This window comes from Streptomyces sp. NPDC058525, from assembly GCF_042719495.1.
Taxonomy (GTDB): domain Bacteria; phylum Actinomycetota; class Actinomycetes; order Streptomycetales; family Streptomycetaceae; genus Streptomyces.
The window spans coordinates 32862-49037 of record NZ_JBHXNP010000072.1 but is presented as its reverse complement, the minus strand read 5'-3'; the positions used below and the strand labels follow the sequence as shown (position 1 = coordinate 49037).

16 protein-coding genes are annotated in these 16176 nt (G+C 71.8%); 9 read left to right on the top strand and 7 right to left on the bottom strand.

Going from position 1 to position 16176, the window contains the following annotated elements; translation table 11 throughout:
* A partial coding sequence (locus ACFWP3_RS28565) for a hypothetical protein (protein WP_384226555.1) occupies positions 1–236 on the top strand: 236 nt, incomplete at its 5' end.
* Between the two features lie 432 nt (positions 237–668).
* Here the strand turns inward: ACFWP3_RS28565 and ACFWP3_RS28560 are convergent.
* Entirely contained in the window at positions 669–974 is a 306-nt protein-coding gene (locus ACFWP3_RS28560) for a DNA-binding protein (protein WP_384226553.1), read from the bottom strand.
* Positions 975–1848: 874 nt separating this feature from the next.
* Here ACFWP3_RS28560 and ACFWP3_RS28555 point away from each other — a divergent pair.
* Together ACFWP3_RS28555 and ACFWP3_RS28550 are read left to right on the top strand one after the other, a co-directional pair.
* Entirely contained in the window at positions 1849–3219 is a 1371-nt protein-coding gene (locus ACFWP3_RS28555) for an integrase (protein ID WP_384226551.1), read from the top strand.
* On the top strand, positions 3216–4253 hold the full coding sequence (locus ACFWP3_RS28550) for an NUDIX domain-containing protein (RefSeq protein ID WP_384226549.1): 1038 nt from the start codon (positions 3216–3218) through the stop codon (positions 4251–4253). The genes ACFWP3_RS28555 and ACFWP3_RS28550 overlap by 4 nt, the downstream gene beginning before the upstream one ends.
* A 9-nt stretch (positions 4254–4262) precedes the next feature.
* On the opposite strand, the gene ACFWP3_RS28545 is transcribed toward ACFWP3_RS28550, so the two are convergent.
* Together ACFWP3_RS28545 and ACFWP3_RS28540 are read right to left on the bottom strand one after the other, a co-directional pair.
* Positions 4263–4976 (bottom strand): MBL fold metallo-hydrolase, encoded by a 714-nt coding sequence (locus ACFWP3_RS28545; protein ID WP_384226547.1) that lies wholly within the window; start codon positions 4974–4976, stop codon positions 4263–4265.
* Between the two features lie 103 nt (positions 4977–5079).
* Positions 5080–6444 carry a dipeptidase gene (locus ACFWP3_RS28540; RefSeq protein WP_384226544.1) on the bottom strand — a complete coding sequence of 455 codons (1365 nt, stop codon included), beginning with the start codon at positions 6442–6444 and terminating at the stop codon, positions 5080–5082.
* Positions 6445–6699: 255 nt separating this feature from the next.
* Between ACFWP3_RS28540 and ACFWP3_RS28535 the strand changes: the two genes are divergently transcribed.
* Positions 6700–7932, top strand: coding sequence for a geranylgeranyl reductase family protein (locus ACFWP3_RS28535; RefSeq protein ID WP_384226560.1), 1233 nt, complete (start codon positions 6700–6702; stop codon positions 7930–7932).
* Positions 7933–8135: 203 nt separating this feature from the next.
* Here the strand turns inward: ACFWP3_RS28535 and ACFWP3_RS28530 are convergent, their stop codons facing one another.
* Complete coding sequence (locus tag ACFWP3_RS28530; protein ID WP_384226542.1) at positions 8136–8594, bottom strand: nitroreductase/quinone reductase family protein; 459 nt, start codon at positions 8592–8594, stop codon at positions 8136–8138.
* Positions 8595–8749: 155 nt separating this feature from the next.
* Between ACFWP3_RS28530 and ACFWP3_RS28525 the strand changes: the two genes are divergently transcribed.
* Both ACFWP3_RS28525 and ACFWP3_RS28520 read left to right on the top strand, forming a co-directional pair.
* On the top strand, positions 8750–9448 hold the full coding sequence (locus ACFWP3_RS28525) for a TetR/AcrR family transcriptional regulator (RefSeq protein WP_384226540.1): 699 nt from the start codon (positions 8750–8752) through the stop codon (positions 9446–9448).
* 166 nt (positions 9449–9614) lie between these two features.
* Positions 9615–10592: a spherulation-specific family 4 protein gene (locus ACFWP3_RS28520; RefSeq protein ID WP_384226538.1), complete on the top strand. Its 978-nt coding sequence runs from the start codon at positions 9615–9617 to the stop codon at positions 10590–10592.
* 42 nt (positions 10593–10634) lie between these two features.
* Here ACFWP3_RS28520 and ACFWP3_RS28515 read toward each other — a convergent pair whose 3' ends face one another.
* Both ACFWP3_RS28515 and ACFWP3_RS28510 read right to left on the bottom strand, forming a co-directional pair.
* Positions 10635–11186 carry a hypothetical protein gene (locus ACFWP3_RS28515; protein WP_384226535.1) on the bottom strand — a complete coding sequence of 184 codons (552 nt, stop codon included), beginning with the start codon at positions 11184–11186 and terminating at the stop codon, positions 10635–10637.
* A gap of 71 nt (positions 11187–11257) precedes the next feature.
* Positions 11258–12001, bottom strand: coding sequence for a maleylpyruvate isomerase family mycothiol-dependent enzyme (locus tag ACFWP3_RS28510; protein WP_384226533.1), 744 nt, complete (start codon positions 11999–12001; stop codon positions 11258–11260).
* 37 nt (positions 12002–12038) lie between these two features.
* Here ACFWP3_RS28510 and ACFWP3_RS28505 point away from each other — a divergent pair, with 37 nt between their 5' ends.
* Both ACFWP3_RS28505 and ACFWP3_RS28500 read left to right on the top strand, forming a co-directional pair.
* A complete protein-coding gene (locus tag ACFWP3_RS28505; RefSeq protein ID WP_384226531.1) occupies positions 12039–12692 on the top strand; it encodes an alpha-ketoglutarate-dependent dioxygenase AlkB family protein in 654 nt (217 codons plus the stop codon).
* Positions 12693–12735: 43 nt separating this feature from the next.
* The gene (locus tag ACFWP3_RS28500; RefSeq protein ID WP_384226529.1) at positions 12736–14043 is read left to right on the top strand and encodes an ROK family protein; all 1308 of its coding nucleotides are present in this window, start codon (positions 12736–12738) and stop codon (positions 14041–14043) included.
* A 196-nt stretch (positions 14044–14239) separates the two neighbouring features.
* Here ACFWP3_RS28500 and ACFWP3_RS28495 read toward each other — a convergent pair whose 3' ends face one another.
* On the bottom strand, positions 14240–14788 hold the full coding sequence (locus ACFWP3_RS28495; RefSeq protein ID WP_384226527.1) for an ATP-binding protein: 549 nt from the start codon (positions 14786–14788) through the stop codon (positions 14240–14242).
* 198 nt (positions 14789–14986) lie between these two features.
* On the opposite strand from ACFWP3_RS28495, the gene ACFWP3_RS28490 reads away from it, so the two are divergent.
* Positions 14987–16153, top strand: a complete 1167-nt coding sequence (locus ACFWP3_RS28490; RefSeq protein ID WP_384226526.1) for a PLP-dependent cysteine synthase family protein — start codon at positions 14987–14989, stop codon at positions 16151–16153.
* The last annotated feature ends 23 nt before the right edge of the window (positions 16154–16176 follow it).

Below are 16176 nucleotides of genomic sequence, written 5' to 3'. Positions count from 1 at the left end.
GGGGGGGTTCAGTGGCGGATGCCGTCGATCTGGTCGCGTGCGCCCTGGCGGAGCCAGTGTTCGTCCTCACGGAAACGGCGCGGAGCGAGTACCTGGCCGAGCAGTTCGAGGGGGCAGGCTGTTCGGTGGCCTTCCCGCGGCCTCCGCACGGTACCCGGGAACGGGGCGTGATGATCGCGTCCCGCCTCGCCACGAGCCCGCTCTGGCTGCTGTTGGAACCCTCCCGCACCGGGTGACCGCCGTGACCGTGGAGACCGGCACAGGGCCCCTGGAGGCCGTTGGGGTGTAGGTGCCGTCCCCGCCCCGACGAAGGCGATGTTCCTGGAGGGCCTGGCCACCGCGCTCCCCACCGGGGAGGCGGCCACCGCCTGGTCCTCGGGGACTTCGACATCCTGGAGCCGGAGCACAGCCCGAAGTACCGCACGTTCCGGGACTGGCGGTCCGATGTTCCGCTCGAACAGCCAGGCCGCCTACATTCGTACCGTCTCACGGCGCTGACGTCCCGCAGGAGTCAGCCGGCCCCCATCCGGATGCGTCATACACCACTGGATGCAAACAACACCCCGAACTCATAAGGCACTTCAAGAACAATCACCCTAACGAGCCGAAGTCAGTAACTCCTCGTCGCCCAGCGACGGTGCATCGTTGCAGGCGGTGTGTTCGTCTGATCAGGGGGCGACGGGCGTCTTCGCAGTCGCGCGGCGAGGACTGCGTCGGCGCGGCATCGACTGCCCCGTACGTGGGTCGCCGGCCGAGCGGGCGGCATGGATCGCGGCGCGCTGCTCGCGGTTGGTGATGATCCGGCCGCCGCGGCCGGTCCGGCCGCAGAGCGTGGAACGGTTGCGGAGGAAGCGGCGCAGCCACGAGACGGAGCACTTCAAGACATAGGCGGTCTCCTGGACCGTCATGTACTCCTGTGCGGGGTCCTCGGGGGCGGTGGGCACGCCGTAGAGCTCGTAGGCTTTGGTGGCCATCGTCATGTCCTTTCAGATTGGTGTGCTTCGTCCGGATGCGGCGCGAGGCGGTCGTCGGCGGTGCCGAGGGCTGACGGTGATGTGTGGTCGGGCTGATGCATCCACGGGTGCCGTTTTCGAGGTGACGGAGGCGGCTATCACCGTCTGGGTGCCGGCTGTGTACGCGTTCCGTGCAGCTCGTATCCCGGTTAAGCCTGCAGGTCAACGGCTGGTGCACCCCAGCGATCTAACCTTAGTCGGCCTCAGTTGTATAGATCTAGATAGACTTCTGACTGTCTATCGGATGGGTTGTGTGGTGTAGTCGAATAGAGCTACGTGACCTTGTCTGAGGTCTTTCAATCGGTAGTTGGCCTGTCTCGCAGATGGGCCTAGCTGGTGAAGGCTGGCTCTGTGAGGAGGTCAGTGTGGGAACTCGCGATCTCGCCCGACTGGCGTCACGTGTCAAGGCGTACCGGCTGGAGCTCTACCCCTCGCGCCTTGCGGCTGCCGAGACGGCAAGGCAGCTCCAAGGGTGTAAGGCGACGGGTCGAGGAGGGGGGTAGGTGTTCGGGCGGTGGCCTATGTGGAGGTCGACCGGGCGTGCGGGTGGCTGCGGGGGCTGAAGGCTTCGCTTCAACCCCCGTACAATTTTTGCGCCTTGCCGCGGCTCAAGTAACAGGAGAGACGGTGTGCGTCCTGCCGTCCGGGATTGCCGAAGGTCGTGTGGTTCGAAGGTGCGTGAGGCAGTTCATGGAAGCCCAGGGTCGTGATTGCCTGTCCTGCCGAGAGTCCCCGGTCGGGTGTTCGGGGTAGGTCGGGTGGCGGACGGGGCCACCAGCAGATGGAGTGTCCGCCGGCGCTCGCGCACCGATCGTCGAAGTGGGAGAGATTACAGGTGCCGTACACGGAAGTCCGCGGGAACAGCATCCGCGTGAAGTGGTGGACCGGGCAGTACAAGCTGGACGATGGCGGCAGGCCGACGACCACGAAGCTGTACGGGTCCGCGTCCAAGAATCTGGATGGTGTGCCGTTCGCGGATGAGGATGAGGCGTTCACCTTTGGCCTCGACCGTGAGTCCGACGTGCGGAACCATCGGGGTCGAAGGGTGGTCACCCCGATCAGCATGGCGGACTACTGCGACCTCTGGTTCGAAGGGGTCAGTCTGCGCAGCAACTCCATGTTGTCGTACAAGTCCCGGCTGTCGGCTGTGATTCGCCCCTATTGGGCGCAGAGTACGGTGGACGAGATCACGCCCATCCAGTACGACACGTTCAGGAAGTTCGTGCAGGCCAAGTACTCGCACAACTACGCGAAGGCGGTACTGGGTACATTCAAGATGATCATGGACGATGCGGTAGTGAAGTACAAATACCGCGAGGAGTCGCCCATCGTGGAGCAGAAGCGGCGAGGCCTGTACAAGAAGAAGCAGGTGCGCCGAGTCAAGCGGCAGCTGTCCACTCGATCCGTGCACCAGGCGGCCCAGAACGCCTACTACGTATGGGGATTCGCTGGGTGGACCTACATCTGGACCATCGCCTTCACCGGACTGCGGCCGCCGGGCGAGATGTTCGGAGTGCAGCGAGGCTACGCCTCGCCGTACTGGCCCGCCTCCGAGCCGGACGCCGAGCTGCGCGAGGAGGCCCTCCAGCGGTACGAGTCCCTCCACGCGCTCCGGGTGCAGTACCAGACCTATCGGGCCGACAAGAGGGCAGTGCTGGCTGCGCCGAAGTACGACAGCTGGAGGACGATCGTCATCCCACCGTTCCTGCACGAGATGCACCAGGCCCTCCTGGCGTCGCACGACCAGCCGTGGATGTTCCTGTCGATCCACGGCAAGCCGCTGTTGCGCACGAACTTCGATAACACCTACTGGTTCCCGATCCGGGACGGCGCCGAGGAGCGCGCGTCCGGGCCTCGGTACGAGCGGTGGGCTCGGCCAGCGCTGCCGGCCGTCGAGGAGATGGCTGGAGAGGACATCTATCGGCTGCGACACTGGCACAAGGCGAAGCTGGACGAGCCGGGCAACATTCCGCGTGTGGCGGTCGAGGAGCGGATGGGCCACGAGCTGCCGGGAGTGGAGGGAACCTACAGTGAAGTAACACTCGCGATGGAGGAGCGGATAGCTGGGTACCTCCAGAGAGTGTGGGAGAAGGAAGTGGTGGGGGCCGCGCTGTGGACGCCGACTTTCCCCATACCTCTCCCAGACAGTCCCGCGAATCCGGCTCCGCCGCTGTTCAGCGGCCTTCCCATCCTGGAGTACTCGTGATTGTCTGGATCAACGGCACATTCGGCGCCGGGAAGACCAGCACGGCCCGCGAACTGACCGGAATCCTGCCGGACAGCACCCTGTTCGACCCGGAGCTCATCGGCGACGCGCTGCGGCTCCTGCTGCCGCGCAAGCGCCTTGCGGAGGTCTCCGACTACCAGGACCTGCCGAGCTGGCGGCGTCTGGTGGTGGACACGGCGGCGGCGGTGCTCGCGGAGGTGGGCGGGGTCCTCGTCGTACCGATGACGCTGCTCAGGCAGGAGTACCGGGACGAGATCTTCGGTGCGCTGGCGGCTCGGCGGATCCCGGTGCGCCATGTGCTGCTGGCCCCAGCGGAAACGATCCTGCGGGCGCGGATCGCGACACGGGAGGAAGCGGGCGCCCCGCAGGACGTGGACCTCCGCGTCCGCCAGTGGGCCTACGACCACATACCCGCCTACCAGCACGCCCTCGGCTGGCTCACCGCCGACGCGCACGTCATCGACAACGGCCCCCTGAGCGTGCGGGAGACCGCCGAGCGGATCGCCGAAGCCGTCCGCACCGAGGCGGCCCCCGTCTGCGACATCGTGCAGACCCCGGAGCCCACCCGGGAGACGGTGGCGTCCGGGGTCCTGCTCTTCGACGACCAGGACCGGGTGCTGCTGGTGGATCCGACGTACAAGGCGGGCTGGGAGTTCCCCGGCGGCGTCGTCGAAGCCGGCGAGGCGCCGGCCTGCGCGGGCGTACGGGAGGTCGCCGAGGAACTGGGCCTCGTACTGGACCGGGCCCCCGGGCTGCTGGTCGTCGACTGGGAGCGCCCCCTGCCGCCCGGCTACGGGGGCCTGCGGCTGCTCTTCGACGGCGGCCGCCTCCCGGAGGGCGCGGCGGCCCGGCTCCGGCTGCCCGGCCCCGAACTGCGGGCCTGGCGGTTCGTCACCGAGTCCGAGGCAGCCGGCATGCTCCCGCAGCACCGCTACGAGCGCCTGCGCTGGGCCCTGCGCGCCCGGGAACGCGGCCGTCCGCTGTACCTGGAGGCCGGGGTCCCGGTCGGCTGACGCGGCCGCTCAGGACGCGGTGTCGGCCGCCGCCTTCGCGAGGGCGGCCGCCGTGTCCGAGGTCAGCGGGTCGCCATGGCCGAAACAGGCGACGGCCGGGGACAGCGCGGCCAGTTTCCGGAAGGAATCCACCGCCCGGGCCCGGTCCACGTTGAAGACGCCGAGCATCAGCGGGCCGACGGCGGCCACGCAGTCCCCGGTGAACAGCACCCCGTGGCGCGGGAGGTGGACGCCGATGCTGCCGTCGGTGTGGCCCGGGGCGTGCACCGCGTGCGCCCCGTCCCCGAAGCCCAGCGCGTCCCCGTCCTCCACCTCCTGGTCGACCGGGGTGGGCGGGGCCTCGGGGACGGTCAGGCCGTGCGCGTACAGGGGCACCTCCCAGTCCAGCAGCACCGGTTCGGGCACGGGCCGTTCGCCCCGGATCACCGGCGCGTCCAGCCGGTGCGCCAGCACGCGGGCGCCCCAGCGGGCGGCGAGTTCGCCGGCCGCGCCGATGTGGTCGCGGTGGCAGTGGGTCAGCACGATCCGCTCCAGCCGCTCCGGCAGCAGCCCGAGGGACCGTATCGCCCCCTCGATCTCGGCGGCGGACTCGATGTTGCCCGCGTCGATCAGGGTCAGGGACCGCCCGCCCCCGCCCTGCTCGCCGTCCTGCCACAGGTAGGCCTGGCCGATGGGGAAGCGGAGCATGTGGAGCCGGTTCGGAAGCACTTCGACAAGATCCATACCGAGACGGTACGGACCCGGACCCGCGCCGCGCCCCCGGCTTCACCCGCAGCGGAGTCCGCTCACAGCGGAGCGGACCCGCCCGCGTGCGCGGCGGCCGGCCTCAGCCGCGCTTGGACTCCGCGTAGTTGACGAGGAACAGGGCCTCCGCCACCGACAGCCGCTCCAGCTCCTGCGGCGAGACGCTCTCGTTGACCGCGTGGATCTGCGCCTCCGGCTCGCTCAGCCCGATCAGGAGCATCTCCGCGTCCGGGTACAGCCGCGTCAGCGTGTTGCACAGCGGGATCGAGCCGCCCATGCCGGAGACCTGCATCTCCTGACCCGGGTAGGCCACCTTCATGGCCGCCGCCATCGACGCGTACGCCGGGCTGTCGGTGTCCGCCTGGAACGGCTGGCCCTGGCCCACGACCTCGAGCTCCAGCTTCGCCCGCCACGGGGTGTGCGCCGTCAGGTGCGCCTCCAGCAGCTTGATGGCCTCCGCCGTGTCCACGCCCGGCGGCACCCGCAGGCTGATCAGCGCGCCCGCGCTCGCGTGCACCGACGGCGTCGCGCCGACCACCGACGGGCAGTCGATGCCCAGCACGGTCACGGCCGGACGGGCCCACAGCCGGTCCGCGATCGTGCCCTCGCCGATCAGCTCGACCCCGTCCAGCACCTTCGCGTCGGCACGGAAGTCCGCCTCCGGGTACTGCAGGCCCTCCCACACCGCGTCCGACGCCAGCCCGTCCACCGTCGTCGAACCGTCCGCCGCGCGCAGCGAGTCCAGCAGCCGGATCAGCGCCGCCAGCGCGTCGGGGGCGACACCGCCGAACATGCCGGAGTGCAGGTTGCCGCCCAGGGTGTCGATCTTGACCTTGATCAGGGTCATCCCGCGCAGCGTCGCCGTCACCGTCGGCAGGCCGAGCCGGAAGTTGCCCGCGTCGCCGATGACGACGGTGTCCGCGGCCAGCAGCTCGGGGTGGGCCTCCGCGTACTGCTGGAGACCGCCGGTGCCCTGCTCCTCCGAACCCTCGACGATCACCTTGACGCCCACCGGCACACCGCCGTTGGCCTTCAGGGCGCGCAGCGCCAGCAGGTGCATGATGAACCCGCCCTTGCAGTCGGCGGAGCCGCGCCCGTACCAGCGGCCGTCGCGCTCGGTCAGCTCGAACGCGGGCGAGATCCAGGCGGCGTCGTCCAGCGGCGGCTGCACGTCGTAGTGCGCGTAGAGCAGAACGGTCGGCGCACCCTCGGGACCGGGCAGGAACCCGTACACGGACTGGGTGCCGTCGGGGGTGTCGAGCAGCGCCACGTCCTGGAAGCCCTCGGCGCGCAGCGCGTCCGCCACCCAGTTCGCGGCCGCCTCGCTCTCGCTGCGGGGGAACTGCGCCCAGTCCGCCACCGACTGGAAGGCCACCAGCTCGGTCAGCTCCCGCTTGGCGCGGGGCATCAGCGAGGCGACGGTCTCGGCGATCGGATTCTGGGACATGGGCACGCTCCTTTTGGGTGCGACGTTGTGCTCTGTGTACGCCGCCCGCATCCGCGTGGTGCGCGTATGCCGGGTGCGGCGGAAGACAGCATCGATCCTCGCACAGCAGGGCGAGGCGGCGTCTCGCCGTAGGATTTCCCCGGCATCGGAGCAACGGGTGATCAGGAGCAGCAGCACATCGTGAGCAGCGACAGCGACAGCGACGACGTACGCGACGCAAACACGGGCAACGCCGCACGGGGGGCGGACGGCGAGGTGGCCGGGGGCAGCGGGGAGACCGGCGAGGTGTGGGACGTGGTCGTGGTCGGGGCCGGGCCTGCCGGCTCCTCGGCGGCGCACGCGGCGGCGACGGCGGGGCGGCGCGTACTGCTCCTCGAGAAGGCCGAACTGCCCCGGTACAAGACATGCGGCGGCGGCATCATCGGGCCTTCGCGCGACGCCCTGCCGCCGGGCTTCGTGCTGCCCCTCAAGGACCGCATCCACGCGGTCACCTTCTCGCTCGACGGGAAGCTGACCCGGACCCGGCGCTCGAAGCAGATGCTGTTCGGGCTCATCAACCGGCCGGAGTTCGACGCCGGTCTGGTCGCCGAGGCCGAGAAGGCCGGCGCGACGGTGCGTACGGGCACCGCGGTGGCCCGCGTCGAACAGCACGGCGCGGCCGTGCCCGACCGGCGCACCGTCGCCGTGGTGCTCTCCGACGGGGAGACCGTTCTGGCCCGCGCGGTGGTCGGGGCGGACGGCAGCGCGAGCCGGATCGGCGCGCACGTCGGGGTGGAGATGGAGCAGGTCGACCTGGGCCTGGAGGCGGAGATCCCCGTCCCGGACACGGTCGCGGAGGACTGGAAGGGGCGGGTCCTGATCGACTGGGGCCCGCTGCCCGGCAGTTACGGCTGGGTCTTCCCCAAGGGCGACACCCTCACCGTCGGCGTGATCTCGGCCAAGGGCGAGGGCGCGGCGACCAAGCGCTACCTGGACGACTTCATCGCCCGGCTCGGCCTCGCCGGCTTCGAACCGGCCGTCTCTTCCGGGCACCTGACCCGCTGCCGCACGCCCGATTCGCCGCTGTCGCGCGGCCGGGTGCTGGTGGCGGGCGACGCCGCCGGACTGCTGGAGCCGTGGACCCGGGAGGGCATCTCCTTCGCGCTGCGCTCCGGGCGGCTGGCGGGGGAGTGGGCGGTGAAGATCTCCGAGGCGCAGGACGGGGTGGACGCGCGCCGGCAGGCGCTCAACTACACCTTCGCCGTGAAGGCGGGGCTGGGCGTGGAGATGGGCGTCGGTCGGCGGATGCTGACCGTGTTCGAGGCCCGGCCGGGGCTGCTGCACGCGGCGATCACCGGCTTCCGGCCGGCGTGGCGGGCCTTCGCGCGCATCACGCGGGGGTCGACGACGCTGGCCGACCTGGTGCGTACGTATCCGCTGGCGCGCAGGGCGCTGCACGCGCTGGACGCCCGGCAGGCGGCCCGCGGCGGCGACCGCGGGCAGGCTTAGCGCCGGAGCGGGGCGGCGGGGGGTGCGGTAGGCGGGCGGAGCGGGCGGAGCGGGCGGGGAGGGTGAGGCGGGCGGGTCGGCTGGACTCCGAGGCCCCGTTTCCGTCGCCTCGTCGACTCGTAGGCCCGTCGCCTCATAGGCCCGTCGCCCCGTAGGCCGGCCGCCTCCGCACGCGGGACCGGGAGCGTGGCCGGGGCGGGCGGTCAGTTGGCGACCGTGATGCGGAAGACGGGGTGGTCGCCCGCGGCGGCCTGGAGCTCCGCGTCGGAGGACTTGGCCGTGACCCCCTGGAAGAAGCGGTTGACCTCCCAGCCCCACTTCTCCAGGTAGGCGCGCAGGATGGCGGCCTGCTCGACGGGGTCCGTGATCTCGGTGGCGGTGAAGGTGCGGACCTTGCGGCCCACCCGCAGTTCGCCGCCGCCGGCGACGCGCATGTTGCGGACCCACTGGGAGTGGCCGCGGGCCGAGACCAGGTACTGCGCGCCCTCGTACGTGTGCGGGTTGACCGGGATCCGCTGCATCGTGCCGGACGTGCGGCCGCGGACCGACAGCTCGGCGGTACCGGCGAGGCTGATGCCGAACCGGGCCAGCTTGCCGAACATCGAGTTGAAGCGGACGGCGAGCGGGCCGGCCTGGACGTAGTACGGGTTGGACGCGTTCATGATGACCTCCGGTGCGGTGATCCAAATAGAGAGCACTGCTCTCGCTTGAGATCAGTGTGCACGGATCGGTGCGCCAAAGCAAGAGCAGTGCTCTCGAAATAGATCGGTGCTCCGAATTTTGGGCAGTGCTCCACCTGCATGGCACACTGACGTTCATGAACACCGTGCGAGGGGCCAGGGAACGGGCCCGCATCGAGGTCACCGCCGCCATCAAGGACGAGGCGCGCCGCATGCTGGCCGCCGAAGGCGCCGCCAAGCTCTCCCTGCGCGCCGTCGCCCGCGAGCTGGGCATGGTCTCCTCCGCCCTCTACCGCTACTTCCCCAGCCGCGACGAGCTGCTCACCGCCCTCATCGTCGACGCGTACGACAGCGTCGGCGCGGCGGCCGAGGAGGCCGACGCCCGCGGCCTCGCCGCCGGGGACCCGCCCCGGGCCCGCTGGGTCGCGGTCTGCGAGGCCGTCCGCGCCTGGGCTCTGGAGCGCCCGCACGAGTACGCCCTCATCTACGGCTCCCCGGTCCCCGGCTACAGCGCTCCCGCCGACACCATCGGACCCGCCTCCCGGGTCGGGAACACCCTCATCGCCATCGTCCGCACCGCCTACGAGGGCCGCGGCCTGGCCCTGCCGCCGCTCCCGCCGGCCCTGCGCCCCGAAGCCGTCCGGATGACCGCCGACTTCGCCGAGGGCCTGCCCCCGGAGGTCACCGCCGCGCTGGTCGCCGCCTGGGCCCAGCTGGTCGGCCTGGTCTCCTTCGAGCTGTTCGGCCAGTTCAACCGGGTGGTCGAGGACCGGGCCGTCTTCTTCGCGCACGCCGCCGACCAGCTGGCCCACGGGGTGGGGCTGCCCGCCGTATGAGGTGAACCCTGCGGATTCCGGGGCGGATTCACGCGATACAGCGACAAGTCGCTCTTCTGTTTGTCCGATGAATGCGGGCGGTTCAGCCTTGAAGCAACGGCCGCCCGTCTAGTGTTCCTCGGGTCGAAGGGTCGAACACCCCCCTGCCGCCGCCGGAGGAACGTTCATGCGTCGCGCCGTGAAGGCCCTGTACGCCGTACTGGTCACCGCGTTACTCGCCGCTCCGTCGCCCGCCGTCACGAATCCGGCGAAGGCGCGCGGCGGGGACCCCGCGCGCGCGGACCGTACCCCCTCGATCCCGCCCGCCCCGGGCCCCACCGCCCCACCCGTACCGAGGCTGCCGGGCGTGCGGGGCCTGGAGATCGCCGTCCCCGCGTACGTCTGGGCGAACGACCGGATGCTGGCCGACCTCACGGCCACCGGCCCGGCCGCCTCCGTGGTGGTCCTCAACCCCGGCAACGGCGACGCCCCGTTCGACGCCGCCTGGCGGGCCCGCGCCGACGCACTGCGCGGCGGTACCACGGCCACCGGCGAGAAGACCAAGGTGCTCGGCTACGTCCACACCGACCACGGCAACCGCGACGCCGCCGCCGTCAAGGCCTCCGTCGACAACTACCTCAAGTCCCCCGACGGCCGCCTCCACGTCGACGGGATCTTCTTCGACGTCGTCAGCCGCGACTGCGGACCGGGCAACGCCACCCGCGACCACTACGCGGAGCTCCGCCGCTACGTCGAGGACACCATGAACGCCGTCGACCCCGCGGCCCCCGGCCTCGTCGTCAACAACCCCGGCACCGCCATAGCCGACTGCTACCTGGAGCCGGGCCGCCGGACCGCGGACGTCTTCGTCACCTACGAGGACACCTACGCCGCCTACACCGGCGGCGGCTGGCTCGGCGGCAACGTCTTCGACCCGCTGGCCGGCTACCGCTCCGGCGCCGAACTCGACCCGAGCGGCACGGCGTTCTGGCACCTGGTCCACGGGGTACCGGACGCCGGCGCGATGCGCTCGACCCTGCGCACGGCCTTCGAGCGCGGAGCGGGCTACGCGTACGCGACCAGCGGGGGCATGCCCAACCCGTGGAACACGGGCCCGGCATGGGACTTCCGCAGCCAGACCGATCACGCGGCGACCCTCGGCTGAGGGCCGTCCGCCCCGCGGCCGGGAGCACCACGGTCCGAGCGGTCAGCGGTAGTCGTCCGGGTGGCCCTGCATCCAGGTGTTGATCTTGTCCCGGGTGCCGATCAGCGACGTCTGGTGCTTCTTCAGGTTCTCGAAGGACCGGTCGCCGCCCAGCTCCTTGTCGAGCTTCGCGATCAGCGCGATCGGCTCGGGGAAGTGGCCGGGTCCCTTCGGGTCCGCCTTCATCGCGCGGTCCAGGCGGTGGAGTTCGTCGTAGACCCGGCCGAGGAAGTACGCGCACTGGGAGGGGGTGCAGCTGTCGTTCAGGGTCGCCTGGAGCCCCGCGAACGCGTCCCGCACCTTCTCGGGCGGCACGGAGCCGGTGGGCTCCGGGACGGAGGACGAGGGGGCCGGCACGGATGCGGAGGGGGCCGGTACGGATGCGGAGGCGGACGCGGAGCCGGACGCGGGTGCGGCAGTGGGCGTCGACGCGGCCGGCGCGGACGACGCGGGTGCGCCGGCGGGCGGAGCCGCCGGGTCCGCGCCGCAGGAGACGGTGAACGCCGCCAGGGCGACTGCCAGCACGGCCGCGTTCCGCGCGGTGGAAAAGAACATCTGCTACCCCCATGATCGCTGAAGCAAGCAGACCCTACCCCCGCGCCCCCGCTTCCGGCCCCCCGACGGCCTCAGATTCCGGCCGTCTCGCTCCACAGCCGCGCCAGTGCCAGGTCGCCGGTCACCCCCGGCCCCGCCAGCGGCTGCCGGTTCCACAGGGCCGTGTACAGCCAGCCCGCCTCGCCCGACAGCTCGCAGTCGGCCGGCTCGTCCGTGGCGCCGATCACCGTACGGGCCGGCTCCGGCGACAGGTGCACGGTCCACACCGCACCCGTGTCGAAGGCCCTGATCCGCAGCACCCGGGGCTCCGGGGTCCGCACCCGGCTGCGCGGCCGCGCGTGGAAGCCGGTCAGCAGCTCGTCCACCCCGTCCTCCGCAAACTCCGGCGCGACCGGCGAGAACGCGACACCGAGCGCCGCCTCCGCGTCCATCCGGTGCACGGCCGTCTCATGGGCCTGCCGCCGCGCCCAGAACGCCAGCGGCGAGGGCGGGGCCGTCGGGAGGAAGGTCCAGCACTGCACATCCGCCGGCGCCTCGGCCAGCGTCCGCACCAAGGTCGCGTGACCCTCCCGGAACCAGGTCAGCAGCTCCCCGTCGGTCAGCTCGGGCGCGTCCGGGAACGGCACCGGCTCCACCCGCCCCTCCCCGACGAAACCGGTCGCCCAGCGGTGCACCGAGCCGGTGTGCCGGAGCAGATCGGCGACGCGCCACTGCGGGCAGGTGGGCACCAGGGCCTCCGTACCGGCCCGTTCCGCCAGCTCGGCGAGCAGCTCGCCCTCCCGCTCGAGGGTCTTCACGAATTCGGTGATCTCCATGCGGGAAGTCTGTCAGCCGGCCCGTCACAATCAAGGCATGGACGGGGAACTCTTCCCGCGCGAGCGGACCGTGATCGCGCCGGGTGCCGTGCACGTGCCCGACTGGCTCGGAGCGGCGCGGCAGCGGGAGTTGCTGGCCGCCTGCCGCGCGTGGGCGCGCCCGCCCGCGGGGCTGCGTACGGTACGCACCCCCGGCGGCGGGACGATGACCGCCCGGCAGGTGTGCCTCGGGCTGCACTGGTACCCGTACGGCTACGCCCGCACCGCCGTCGACGGCGACGGAGCCCCGGTCAAGCCGATGCCCGGATGGCTGGCCGAGCTCGGGCGGGAGGCGGTGGCCGCCGCGTACGGGAAGCCGCCGGGGCCCGAGGTCGTCTACGACATCGCCCTGATCAACTTCTACGAAGGCGACTCCCGCATGGGCATGCACCGCGACGCCGAGGAACGGTCCGGGGCGCCCGTGGTCTCGCTCAGCCTGGGCGATACCTGCGTGTTCCGCTTCGGGAACACGGCCTCGCGCGGCCTGCCGTACCGGGACGTGCGGCTGCGCAGCGGCGACCTGTTCGTCTTCGGGAAGTCGAGCCGACTGGCCTATCACGGGGTGCCGAAGGTCCTGCCGGGCACGGGCCCGCAAGGGCTCGGGCTCACCGGCCGGCTGAACATCACGCTCCGGGTCGGCGGGCTCGGCTAGCGGGAGGCGTCCGGCACCCTCCGATCATGCGAGGATCGGGTGCATGAACGGCAACGGGGCCCCGCGGCGGGTGGGGGATGTGACCACGGTGTCCACCGGTTCCACGGATTCGACCGGTTCCACGGGTTCGACCGGTTCCACGGGGTCCGCGCGGACCAAGCTGGAGCGGGGCCGGGGCGCCCTCGGCCCGGCGCTGGAGCTCGTCCACACCGGCCGGGCCCCGACCCGGGCCGTCCTGACGGCGGAGCTCGGGGTCACCCGCGCGACCGCCGGAGCGGTCGCCGCCGAGCTGGAGGCGCTCGGACTGATCCGCGTCGACTCGCGCCCCGGCGGCGCGGGCGGCACCCAGGGCCGGCCCTCGCACCGGCTCTCCGTGGACGAGAACGGCCCCGTGGCGCTGGCCGCGCAGGTGCACCCCGACGGGTTCCGGGCCGCGCTGGTCGGCCTCGGCGGCCGGATCGTGGCCACCGCCCCGGGCAAGGTCACCGTCTCGGCCGATCCGGCGCAGGTGCTCGGCGCGGTCGTGGAGGCCGGAGCCGAACTGCTCGCGCGGACCGGCCGCCGCTGCGTCGGGGCGGGCCTCGCGGTCCCCTCGGCGGTCGCCGAGCCGGAGGGCACGGCGCTGAACCCGCTGCACCTGGCCTGGCCGGCCGGTTCTCCCGTACGGGCCGTCTTCGCGCAGTGCGTGAAGGCCGCCGGGATCGACGGCCCGGCCCTGACCGGCAACGACGTCAACCTCGCCGCCCTGGCCGAGCACCGGCACGGCGCGGGGCGCAGCGCGCAGCACCTGCTGTGCGTGGCCACCGGGCACCGCGGGGTCGGCGGGGCGCTGGTACTGGACGGCCGCCTGCACAGCGGCAGTTCAGGCCTGGCCCTGGAGGTCGGCCACCTCACGGTGAACCCCGAGGGGCGGGCCTGCCACTGCGGCAGCCGCGGCTGCCTCGACGTGGAGGCGGACCCGCTGGCCTTCCTCACCGCGGCGGGCCGCAGCCCGGGCCCCGAGGTCTCGCTGCTCCAGCAGGCGCGGGACCTGCTGCGGAGCGAGTACGCGCAGCCGGCGGTACGGGCGGCCGCCGAGGAGCTCATCGACCGGCTCGGCCTCGGCCTCGCGGGGCTGGTGAACATCCTGAACCCGGACCGGATCATCCTCGGCGGGCTGCACCGGGAGCTGCTCCACGCCGATCCGGAGCGGCTGCGCGCGGTGGTCGCGGACCGCAGCCTGTGGGGGCGCAGCGGGAGCGTGCCGATCCTGCCCTGCACCCTGGACCACAACAGCCTGGTCGGCGCGGCGGAGCTGGCGTGGCAGCCGGTGCTCGACGACCCGCTGGGAGCGCTGGGCACGGCGGCGTAGCCCGCGCGGCCCGGGCCCTCGCGGATCTTCCCGGGCCCTCGCGGATCTTCCCGGGCCCTCGCGGATCTTCCCGGGCCCTCGCGGATCCTCCCGGGCCCTGTCGGATCCTCCCGGGCCCTGTCGGATCCTCCCCGGCCTCGCCGGACCCAGGCCGACGGTCGCGGGCTCGGCGCCGGGCGGCCGGGGCGGCCGTGCGCTACCCGGGCCTGGCGCCGACCGACGCCGCCACCGACAGGCCTGCCGAGACGACAGCCGGGTCCACGGCGACGAGTACGGTCCGGGCGGGTTCCCGTACGGGCTTGGCGGTGATCCGTACCGGGGGCGGCGCGGTCACCGGCGCGGCCGCCGCCGTGAGCGAGAACCAGACCACCTTGCCCGGTCCGTCCGTCTGGTGCCGGGCGCCCCAGGCCTCGCTGACCGCCTCCACGAGCGCGAGCCCGCGCCCGCAGGTCTCCAGCGCGTCCATCGCCGCCTCCCGGAGCACCGGGAGCCGCGGATCGCTGTCGATGACCGAGACCGTGAGCCGCCCGAGGCGGAACTCGATCTCCACGGTGCAGGTCTTGTCCGGCTGCGCGTGCCGGTGGACGTTGCTGAGCAGCTCCGTCACGCCGAGCGCGGCCCGGTCGATGAGCGGATCCAACTGCCAGTGGCGCAACTGCGCGGAAACGATCCGGCGGATCTGGCCTATACGCGCCGGCAAGGCCTGCAGTTCGACGACGCAGTGCCTTCTGGAATGACTGATCACGGCTGCGACTCCCCGACATGAGTGTTACGGGTGCTGCACCCTCGGTAATGCTCCACCAGGGTCACCCACGGTGCCCCGCAGTGCAACCGAACGCGATCGAAAGCGATCCGCATGGAAACCCAAAGCGACTGTTTGTGCAGGTGAGGGAGGTACATTTCGAAAGCAGGGGGCGAATACACGCACGAAGGAGCACGGCGCATGAGCACCACCGGCACCAGCGGAACGACGGGCACCATCCGTAGCAGCGGTACGACGGCCACGACCATCGACGTCGACCACAGCGACGCCCAGTACCGCGCCTGGCTGAAAGAAGCCGTCCGCAAGGTCCAGGCCGACGCCAACCGCTCCGCGGACACCCACCTGCTGCGCTTCCCGCTCCCCGAGGAATGGGGCATCGACCTCTACCTCAAGGACGAGTCCACGCACCCGACGGGCTCGCTCAAGCACCGCCTCGCTCGCTCGCTCTTCCTCTACGCGCTCTGCAACGGGTGGATCCGCCCCGGCCGCCCGGTGATCGAGGCCTCGTCCGGCTCCACCGCGGTCTCCGAGGCGTACTTCGCCAAGCTGATCGGCGTTCCGTTCATCGCCGTCATGCCCCGCACCACCAGCCCGGAGAAGTGCCGGCTCATCGAATTCCACGGAGGCGAATGCCACTTCGTGGACGACTCGATGAAGATGTACGAGGAGTCGGCGGAGCTCGCCGCCCGCACCGGCGGCCACTACATGGACCAGTTCACCTACGCGGAACGGGCCACCGACTGGCGCGGCAACAACAACATCGCGGAATCGATGTACCAGCAGCTGCGCCTGGAGCGGTACCCCGAGCCCGCCTGGATCGTGGCCACGGCCGGCACCGGCGGCACCTCCGCGACCATCGCGCGCTACGTGCACTACATGCAGCACGACACCCGCGTGTGCGTCCCGGACCCGGAGAACTCCTGCTTCTTCGACGGCTGGACCAACAACGACCCGCACGCGAGCAGCGATTGCGGCTCGCGCATCGAGGGCATCGGACGGCCGCGCATGGAGCCGAGCTTCGTGCCGGGCGCCATCGACCGCATGATGAAGGTCCCGGACGCGGCGAGCGTCGCCGCCTGCCGGGCGCTGGAGACGGCCATAGGGCGCAAGGCGGGCGGCTCCACCGGCACCGGCCTGTGGAGCGCCCTGAAGATCATCTCGGAGATGGTGGCCGAGGGGCGCAAGGGCAGCGTCGTCACGCTGCTGTGCGACCCGGGCGACCGCTACCTGGACAAGTACTACTCCGACGCGTGGCTGGCGGAGCAGGGCCTCGACATCGCCCCGTACGCGAAGACCATCGACACCCTGCTGACCACGGGAGCCTGGCGCGAGCCGTCGGCCGCCTGACCGCCCGCGGCCCGAGCGGGCTC

What these genes read in the sequence shown, in the direction of transcription:
- ACFWP3_RS28560 (WP_384226553.1), bottom strand. Translation starts at nt 974, where the DNA reads ATGGCCACCAAAGCCTACGAGCTCTACGGCGTGCCCACCGCCCCCGAG.
- ACFWP3_RS28545 (WP_384226547.1), bottom strand. Translation starts at nt 4,976, where the DNA reads ATGGATCTTGTCGAAGTGCTTCCGAACCGGCTCCACATGCTCCGCTTC.
- ACFWP3_RS28540 (WP_384226544.1), bottom strand. Translation starts at nt 6,444, where the DNA reads ATGTCCCAGAATCCGATCGCCGAGACCGTCGCCTCGCTGATGCCCCGC.
- ACFWP3_RS28530 (WP_384226542.1), bottom strand. Translation starts at nt 8,594, where the DNA reads ATGAACGCGTCCAACCCGTACTACGTCCAGGCCGGCCCGCTCGCCGTC.
- ACFWP3_RS28525 (WP_384226540.1), top strand. Translation starts at nt 8,750, where the DNA reads ATGAACACCGTGCGAGGGGCCAGGGAACGGGCCCGCATCGAGGTCACC.
- ACFWP3_RS28520 (WP_384226538.1), top strand. Translation starts at nt 9,615, where the DNA reads ATGCGTCGCGCCGTGAAGGCCCTGTACGCCGTACTGGTCACCGCGTTA.
- ACFWP3_RS28515 (WP_384226535.1), bottom strand. Translation starts at nt 11,186, where the DNA reads ATGTTCTTTTCCACCGCGCGGAACGCGGCCGTGCTGGCAGTCGCCCTG.
- ACFWP3_RS28510 (WP_384226533.1), bottom strand. Translation starts at nt 12,001, where the DNA reads ATGGAGATCACCGAATTCGTGAAGACCCTCGAGCGGGAGGGCGAGCTG.
- ACFWP3_RS28505 (WP_384226531.1), top strand. Translation starts at nt 12,039, where the DNA reads ATGGACGGGGAACTCTTCCCGCGCGAGCGGACCGTGATCGCGCCGGGT.
- ACFWP3_RS28500 (WP_384226529.1), top strand. Translation starts at nt 12,736, where the DNA reads ATGAACGGCAACGGGGCCCCGCGGCGGGTGGGGGATGTGACCACGGTG.
- ACFWP3_RS28490 (WP_384226526.1), top strand. Translation starts at nt 14,987, where the DNA reads ATGAGCACCACCGGCACCAGCGGAACGACGGGCACCATCCGTAGCAGC.